The 7,125-nt window shown below is 45.1% G+C and carries 7 protein-coding genes and 2 tRNA genes; 3 read left to right on the forward strand and 6 right to left on the reverse strand.

The window, feature by feature from the left end; all coding sequences use genetic code 11:
- Positions 1 to 4: 4 nt before the first annotated feature.
- Both hflX and ACJ28U_RS08060 read right to left on the reverse strand, forming a co-directional pair.
- On the reverse strand, positions 5 to 1,288 hold the full coding sequence (gene hflX / locus ACJ28U_RS08055; RefSeq protein WP_099088575.1) for a GTPase HflX: 1,284 nt from the start codon (positions 1,286 to 1,288) through the stop codon (positions 5 to 7).
- Between the two features lie 13 nt (positions 1,289 to 1,301).
- Positions 1,302 to 1,973 carry a histidine phosphatase family protein gene (locus ACJ28U_RS08060; RefSeq protein ID WP_010369609.1) on the reverse strand — a complete coding sequence of 224 codons (672 nt, stop codon included), beginning with the start codon at positions 1,971 to 1,973 and terminating at the stop codon, positions 1,302 to 1,304.
- A 240-nt stretch (positions 1,974 to 2,213) separates the two neighbouring features.
- Between ACJ28U_RS08060 and ACJ28U_RS08065 the strand changes: the two genes are divergently transcribed.
- Together ACJ28U_RS08065 and ACJ28U_RS08070 are read left to right on the forward strand one after the other, a co-directional pair.
- Positions 2,214 to 2,285 (forward strand) — tRNA-Glu (locus ACJ28U_RS08065).
- Between the two features lie 29 nt (positions 2,286 to 2,314).
- Positions 2,315 to 2,386: transfer RNA gene (locus ACJ28U_RS08070), tRNA-Glu, on the forward strand.
- A gap of 112 nt (positions 2,387 to 2,498) precedes the next feature.
- Here the strand turns inward: ACJ28U_RS08070 and ACJ28U_RS08075 are convergent.
- A complete protein-coding gene (locus ACJ28U_RS08075) occupies positions 2,499 to 2,978 on the reverse strand; it encodes a CPBP family intramembrane glutamic endopeptidase (protein WP_407618921.1) in 480 nt (159 codons plus the stop codon).
- A gap of 24 nt (positions 2,979 to 3,002) precedes the next feature.
- Positions 3,003 to 3,242, reverse strand: coding sequence for a hypothetical protein (locus ACJ28U_RS08080; protein ID WP_407618922.1), 240 nt, complete (start codon positions 3,240 to 3,242; stop codon positions 3,003 to 3,005).
- Positions 3,243 to 3,403: 161 nt separating this feature from the next.
- On the opposite strand from ACJ28U_RS08080, the gene ACJ28U_RS08085 reads away from it, so the two are divergent.
- Positions 3,404 to 4,234 carry an exodeoxyribonuclease III gene (locus ACJ28U_RS08085; protein WP_407618923.1) on the forward strand — a complete coding sequence of 277 codons (831 nt, stop codon included), beginning with the start codon at positions 3,404 to 3,406 and terminating at the stop codon, positions 4,232 to 4,234.
- A gap of 54 nt (positions 4,235 to 4,288) precedes the next feature.
- Here ACJ28U_RS08085 and ACJ28U_RS08090 read toward each other — a convergent pair whose 3' ends face one another.
- Positions 4,289 to 5,491, reverse strand: a complete 1,203-nt coding sequence (locus ACJ28U_RS08090) for an ATP-binding protein (protein WP_407618924.1) — start codon at positions 5,489 to 5,491, stop codon at positions 4,289 to 4,291.
- 118 nt (positions 5,492 to 5,609) lie between these two features.
- Positions 5,610 to 6,893, reverse strand: coding sequence for a hypothetical protein (locus ACJ28U_RS08095; RefSeq protein WP_407618925.1), 1,284 nt, complete (start codon positions 6,891 to 6,893; stop codon positions 5,610 to 5,612).
- Between the last annotated feature and the right edge of the window lie 232 nt (positions 6,894 to 7,125).

Here is a 7,125-nt window from a genome sequence, read left to right on the forward strand (position 1 = left end):
TCCCTTAATCTACGACATAGGCCGCAAATCGGGCCGCTTGCACTGGCGTTAGCGTGACATCCATCATCGTACCCGCTTCCACATAATCAATACTGTGCACTGATGCTTGTTCATTCAATTCGCTGACCAATTGTCCTTGTTCGAATGGAATCAACACCTTCGTTTGGACGTGATCTGAATAGATGTGTTGCCGAATGACATCAATCAGCATATCCAATGACGCATCATCTTGTGCTGACAACGTCAAAGTATCCCCATCACGATCTGGGAATGACATGCCTTCAATCTTGTCAGCCTTGTTGTAAATCGTAATCATTGGAATATCACCAACACCGATTTCCTTCAACGTCTTGGCCGTCGTTGACATCATTTCCTTGTAGTTTTCATCTGCATAGTCAACCACTTGGAGTAGTAAATCAGCTTGTGCAGCTTCCGCCAACGTGGCGCGGAACGCTGCCACCAAGCCGTGCGGCAACTTTGACACGAACCCAACCGTATCTGACAACAAGAAGTTTTGATTATCTGGCAAGTTCAGCTTACGCACTGACGTCTCCAACGTGGCAAACAACATATCTGCTTGGAAGACCGTCTTATCTTGGTTCTCACCGTAGCGCCGCACCAAACCGTTCATAATCGTTGACTTACCGGCGTTGGTATAACCAACCAAGGCCACGTTCTTGATACTTTCCTTCTCACGACGGGCGCGACGAGTTTGATCGTCAGCTTCCACATCCTTCAATTCCTGACGTAAGAGTGAAATTTGGTGTTCAATGTGACGACGGTTGGTCTCAAGCTTCGTTTCACCGGCACCACGGCTGGTAAAGCTACCACCGCCACCACCAGTTTGCTGATCCAAACGGACATTCATCGACGTACGCAAACGTGGCAACTGGTATTGTAACTGCGCAATCGCAACTTGTAACTTAGCGACCTTCGTCTTAGCACGTGAGGCGAAGATATCCAGAATCAAAGCCGTGCGGTCCATAATGCCCGCCCCAGTACCTGATTCCAAATTACGAATCTGTGAAGGTGACAATTCATCATTTGTCACCACCATATCGGCTTCGTAATATTCAACCGCTTCCTTCAGCTCTTCAACTTTACCCTTACCAAAGTATGTGGCTGCATTTGGACGCTCAAGCTTCTGCGTCACCGTACCCACAACTTCCATATAATTTGCTTCCGCCAAATTAGCCAACTCAATCATTTCATAATCAAACTCAGCATTTTGGCGATCCAAACCAGCAAGAATAACCTTGCGGACTGGATGTAACTCATTTTCTATCATAGCCATTTTTCTTTTACCAATTCGTTGTCGTGTCGTTGTACGCCTTCAACTTCATATCATCATCTGAAACTTCCCAGACTGAAATTGAACCGTTCAACGGCTTTGTCTTTGCTGTTTCATGAGAATCGTACTTATAAACCAAGTTACGGATCAACGTACCGTGCGCCACAACCAAAACGTTTTGACCATCGCGCACGTTACGACGCAAAATATCCAATCCCTTATCAGCTCGTGCCCAGAATGTCGCTGCATCTTCAGCATCATGCGTTGGATCGGCTTCCTTGAAAGCATCCATGACCTCATCTTGCGTTAATTGCGCCATCAAGTCACCGTATGATTCGATGTTCTCTAGTCCAATAATACCCGCGATTTGCTCAGCGCTTTGCGCACTTGGCAATCCCTCGAAGAAACCGAAAAATTGCTCGCGGAATTGTTGCAATTGTTCCGGCGTCTTCAAATCACCACTTTGCGTGTTGCGGCCTAGAATAAATTCAGCGGTGTGAATAGCTCGTTGTAGGTCTGATGAGTACGCGGCATCAAACCGGACGTTGCTGAGTCGCTCACCAGCCGCAAAGCCGTCGGAAATACCTTTATCCGTCAAAGGGGCGTTTCCCCAGCCTTGCATCCGTTGATATTTATTGAAGTACGTTTCACCGTGACGTACCAAGTACATATTAAATGACATTAATTGAACCTCTTTTCGGTTTGTTAGACGATTGTTAGTCTAGCTGCAGGCTACTAAATGCCGATCATCTAGCAGTCCGCGCATCCCCTTACTAATACCTATTATTGTACCATTTATGTAACAAGGACCGCATTTTTCAAGGCAGGGCATTTAATTGAATTTTGTTAGGAAAAAGTGTTGACTTTGTCCATTGATATCTGTATAGTTATGTATTGTTGTTAAGCAACAGATGATATTCATGGCCCAATGGTCAAGTGGTTAAGACGTCGCGTTCTCAGCGCGGAATCCAGGGTTCGATTCCCTGTTGGGCTATTTCAGCTCAATGCTATTGATATCATCATGGCCCAATGGTCAAGTGGTTAAGACGTCGCGTTCTCAGCGCGGAATCCAGGGTTCGATTCCCTGTTGGGCTATCACTTGTAAAAGCACGTAAGTTTCGGCTTACGTGCTTTTATTTTTGCCATTAAACTCGCCCAAACAAATAACCCCCGCGACACCACTGCCGCGGGGGTTATTTCATTCTACTTATTTACCAAATAGTAACATCACAACGACACTAAAGATCGTCAACAACGAGATACTGCCGTTGTATACCATGTGCGTCATGATATTTTGCCAGATGTTGCGGCCACCCCAGATGTAAACCAGTTGCAACCAAACACCCATCACAATGTACATGATCAATGAACTCCAGTGACCGTTCACATTGTGAATGTGCACCACACCAAACATGATGTTAGCAAAAATCGAAATCAACACGTATACCCACTTTGCCTTGTTACGGAATGGCTCCGTAATGGCATGGTGGAAAACAATTTCCTCATAAAACGGTGCAAACAAACCAATGATTGCTGATAAGAACGTTGGCGCAACGTCACTAAATGACAACGCACTCGCGCCACTGTACTTAATCGCAAAGTCACCCGTATCCAAGAAACCGGTCAACGCCTTCGTCAATGGCACTAGCACACCCATCATAATAATGCCGGCTAGCAATGCCCACATGACATTCTTAACCCAGTGCTGACGTCAAATCTGCCAGTCCCGACGCAAAACGCCGTCCGACCAGTAGAAAATTGACACTAACAACAAGATGGTTGCTGGCACCAAGGCCGCAATTGTAGCGGACCACGTTGCCAATCCAGTCGTTGATTGCGCATTTCCTGTCAACTTTAGCATCCAGCCCCCGATTGGACCGAATACCATCAGTGGGAAGATGACAACTGCACTCACCCACTTTACCCAATTAAATTTCTCTGACTTAGCCATTGTAATTCTCCTACAAGTTATCCCATTTCTATTTTCAATATTCTATAACGTATAGTATTGTTCTGCAACACATTTGTCACATTTCTTTTTGCATGTCAGTACGCGTCGGTGCCACTTTCACGATACAATAGATTTATCAGATAAAAGGACCGGTGACCGCAATGAAATTCATTTCATGGAACATTGATAGTGTAAATGCTGCTGTTGAGCATAAATCAGCCCGTGGCGAGATGACTTGGCAGGTACTGCAAGACATCGCCGCTGAACAACCCGACGTCTTGGCTATTCAAGAAACTAAGTTAAAAGCAACTGGCTTAACCAAGAAACAAGCGACCGCGCTCGATGAACTTTTCCCAGGTTATCACCGCTACCTACGGATGAGTACCGGTCGCTCTGGCTACTCAGGTACGATGATGCTGTCAAAGGTCGAACCACTTGCCGTTGAGATGCCAGTTATCGGTGCCCCCGATGAAATGGACATTGAAGGACGTATCATCACCCTTGAATTCGAAAACACGTATGTTTCAACGGTTTATACACCAAATTCAGGTAGCAATTTGGATCGACTAACCGACCGGCAAGCTTGGGATGACGCCTATCGTGCCTACATCGCTGACTTGGATGCTAAGAAGCCAGTTATCTTCTCAGGTGACTTTAACGTCGCCCACCAAGAAATCGACTTGAAGAATCCCAAGACCAACCACAAGAGTGCCGGCTTCACAGACGAAGAACGTGAGAAGTTCGGTTTGCTACTTGATGCCGGCTTCACCGATACCTTCCGTTACCTAAATCCTGACCAAACCGGTGTTTATACCTGGTGGGCTCAGATTTCAAAGACCTCAAAGATTAACAATTCTGGTTGGCGCATTGACTACTACCTGGCGTCAAACCGATTGAACGACCAATTGGCAACCTTCAGCGTTGTCGACACCGGCGCCCGTCAAGATCACGCCCCAATTAAATTGGAAATGACCGACGATTTCACGCTTTAAACCAAAAGAGACACAGTGCATGCTATCAAGCAAATGCACTGTGTCTCTTTTCATTTAGTCTAGTAACCAATCTAATGCATTCATCTTTTGAATACCATTATATGAGGCCGTTCGTTCAATCGTATCTAACGTTAATAATAACTTAGGGTAATTGTCATTAATTTTTTCAAGCGGGTGCAACTCCCTAGCCAAGGTAGTTTCATCCAACGTAGACAAACTAACTTGGATGTATTGTCTGCCGCCTTGTTTATCAACTGCAACAAAATCCACTTCTGTTCGATCAGCTAATTCACCCACGAAAACAGTATAGTCACGGCGTAACAATTCTAAATAAATCACGTTTTCCAACGTGTGCCCTAAATCACCAGGCCGATTACTAATCATAATTCGACGCATCCCTGGATCAACAAGATAAAACTTATCCCGCGATTTCAAATATTTACGTCCCAAATCATCGAAGCGAGGTGCGCGATATATTAATAAACTATCGACAATCCCTTGAACATACCGTTCTACCGTTTTATCAGAAATTTTATTCCCGTCACTTTTCAGCGTATTCGTAATCTTGGCAATCGATACAACACTACCGACCGAGCTCATCAATACCTTCATAATACGATTTAGTGTATCAACATCGCGAATCTCCAAACGTTGCACAACATCTTTTAGCAGGATGGTGTTAAGGACATCTTCCAAGTAAATCGCCGCGTCGTTTACATCTTCATACCTAATAAAAAACGGCAAGGTGCCTTGCAAATACTTATTGAACCCCTCTTCAATAGAGACATCACCGTTTTGAACAGACATAAACTCTTTAAACGATAATGGATATAATTTAACCTCAAAATAACGACCCGTTAAATACGTTGCCAATTCACCAGACATGAAATAAGCATTTGATCCTGTTATATAAATGTCTGTGTTATCAAGAATGTATAAGCCATCAACAGCTCGCTCAAATTCCTGAACTAACTGAATTTCATCTAAAATAATGTAATTTTGAACGCCAGGTACCAGGCGTGATTTTATCTTTTCGTACAATAACTTCGAATCACGATATTGGTCAAAGTCTGGATTTTCAAAATTAAATACTTGAATCCGATCCTCTGAAACACCTTCCGAAAGCAACCGCTCCTCAAACATTTTTAACAACGTGGACTTACCACTTCGGCGCACGCCTGAAATAACCTTGATTGTATCCATATCCTTATTACGCCACAGTCGGTCAAGATAAGTATTTCGTTCAATATAAGCCATGGTATCCCCCCGTCAGTATCACATATTCAATCTGACATCTATTATACCTTAAATTCAGAAGTATACTTCGAAAAACGAGCTAAAAGCCTCAAATTCAGGATTATACTTCCGATTTTATTTATCGATTAACCGTTTCTGCCGTCAACACCTCGACATATGTTCGTAACGTGCCATCTGAATTTGCATAGATTGCCACACCCACATCCACATTACCGGGTGTTAGCAAGCCCATTTTATGTGACGCACCTTGTTGATACGATGAAGTGCCATCATAACCGGCTGCTTGCCCATCATCACCAAATTGCAAAATTGCATCTTGGGCCAACGCCTGTAATTGTGCCTCACTCGTCAAATCGGTTACGTGCCAGACGTCTGATGTCGTGCCCGCAACACTCCCAAACGACAACGTATCCTTCTGATCAGCAGTGCCACCATAATTCACGGCCGCAATATGCTGAATTGTCGAACCATCACCATTAGTTTCTTCACTGCCATGACTGTAGTAGCGCACTTGCCCATTACCTAAATCTTCAACCGGCATCGTGCCAAACAGGTTGTTAAAATTGGCGTGCGGATTAGCCGCAAACGCTTCTGGCTCACGTAACGCCCAGCGGCTCTCCTGCTTCGCCAAATTCAACGCCATTTCGGATGTTTGCGCCGGCGCTACGCCATACCGCGCGCGATAATCGTTCAAGGCCGCCAATGCATAAGGCTGCAATTTTGCCAATGTCGCATCGGCCAACAATTGATTAGGCCCATTCGTGACAGTGACTGGCGTAGTCGCCTGACTCGCGCTACTTGCGGATACCGATGCCGGCGTTGCACTTGTAACTGATGACGCCACCGATTGCGCAGCCGATTCACTCACTTGTGAAGCAACTGAAGACTGACTACTCATTGCCGTCGATGTTTCAGCGCGATGCAAGCGATAGGTGATGGTCTCAGAGCCCTTCACCGTAATCGTATCACCCGGGTTTTGGTGGTACCCCTGTTGTTGATAAGTCGGCAAAATCAATTTAGCACCATACGTTGAACGATACTCTCGTACTTTAACCTCACTACCAGTAATATCATCAAGATACCGCACCTTGATCGTGTATGTTTCCGGCAAATATTTAAACGTGATAACCGTCTTTTGCCCGACTGTTTTTTCAATCGCCTTGGGCATTTGGTAGCCTGTCGCGGCGACTGGTTTAAACAGCTCATGTGCCCCAATTGGCACTAGTTTTTCTGTCTGTGGTTGAATCGCTTTATTTGTACGAATATCGACATAGCGAATTTTAACTTCCGTTTTTTTCTTTTCTGAGGCGAACTCCGACACCAATCCACTCGAACTGGCCAAAGCGCCACCCCCAAGTACTAAGGATAGTGCCGTCAATCCGACGACACGCCAATTTTTCAAAACGCCCCTCCTTTCAGCTTGTTAACGTTGTGTATTAAGTTAAGTATAGCTGGGGGCGTTTCATGGTCGCAAACAATAAACCTCGTACATTAAAACGCCCCAGGTTCATGGCTGCGGACCTGGGGCGTTTTGTCATTATTTAGATTATGTGCCGTTTAGAATTGGTCCTTCAACAATTGACGGATTTCTTCCAAACGAGGTTGACGTGGGTTACCTGGCGTCGTTTGGTCGT

This window comes from Weissella sp. MSCH1 (assembly GCF_045799135.1).
Taxonomy (GTDB): Bacteria; Bacillota; Bacilli; order Lactobacillales; family Lactobacillaceae; genus Weissella.

Excerpts from the sequence above, each read along its gene's own strand:
- hflX (WP_099088575.1), bottom strand. The coding sequence starts at position 1,288 with ATGATAGAAAATGAGTTACATCCAGTCCGCAAGGTTATTCTTGCTGGT.
- ACJ28U_RS08060 (WP_010369609.1), bottom strand. The coding sequence starts at position 1,973 with ATGTCATTTAATATGTACTTGGTACGTCACGGTGAAACGTACTTCAAT.
- ACJ28U_RS08075 (WP_407618921.1), bottom strand. The coding sequence starts at position 2,978 with ATGTGGGCATTGCTAGCCGGCATTATTATGATGGGTGTGCTAGTGCCA.
- ACJ28U_RS08080 (WP_407618922.1), bottom strand. The coding sequence starts at position 3,242 with ATGGCTAAGTCAGAGAAATTTAATTGGGTAAAGTGGGTGAGTGCAGTT.
- ACJ28U_RS08085 (WP_407618923.1), top strand. The coding sequence starts at position 3,404 with ATGAAATTCATTTCATGGAACATTGATAGTGTAAATGCTGCTGTTGAG.
- ACJ28U_RS08090 (WP_407618924.1), bottom strand. The coding sequence starts at position 5,491 with ATGGCTTATATTGAACGAAATACTTATCTTGACCGACTGTGGCGTAAT.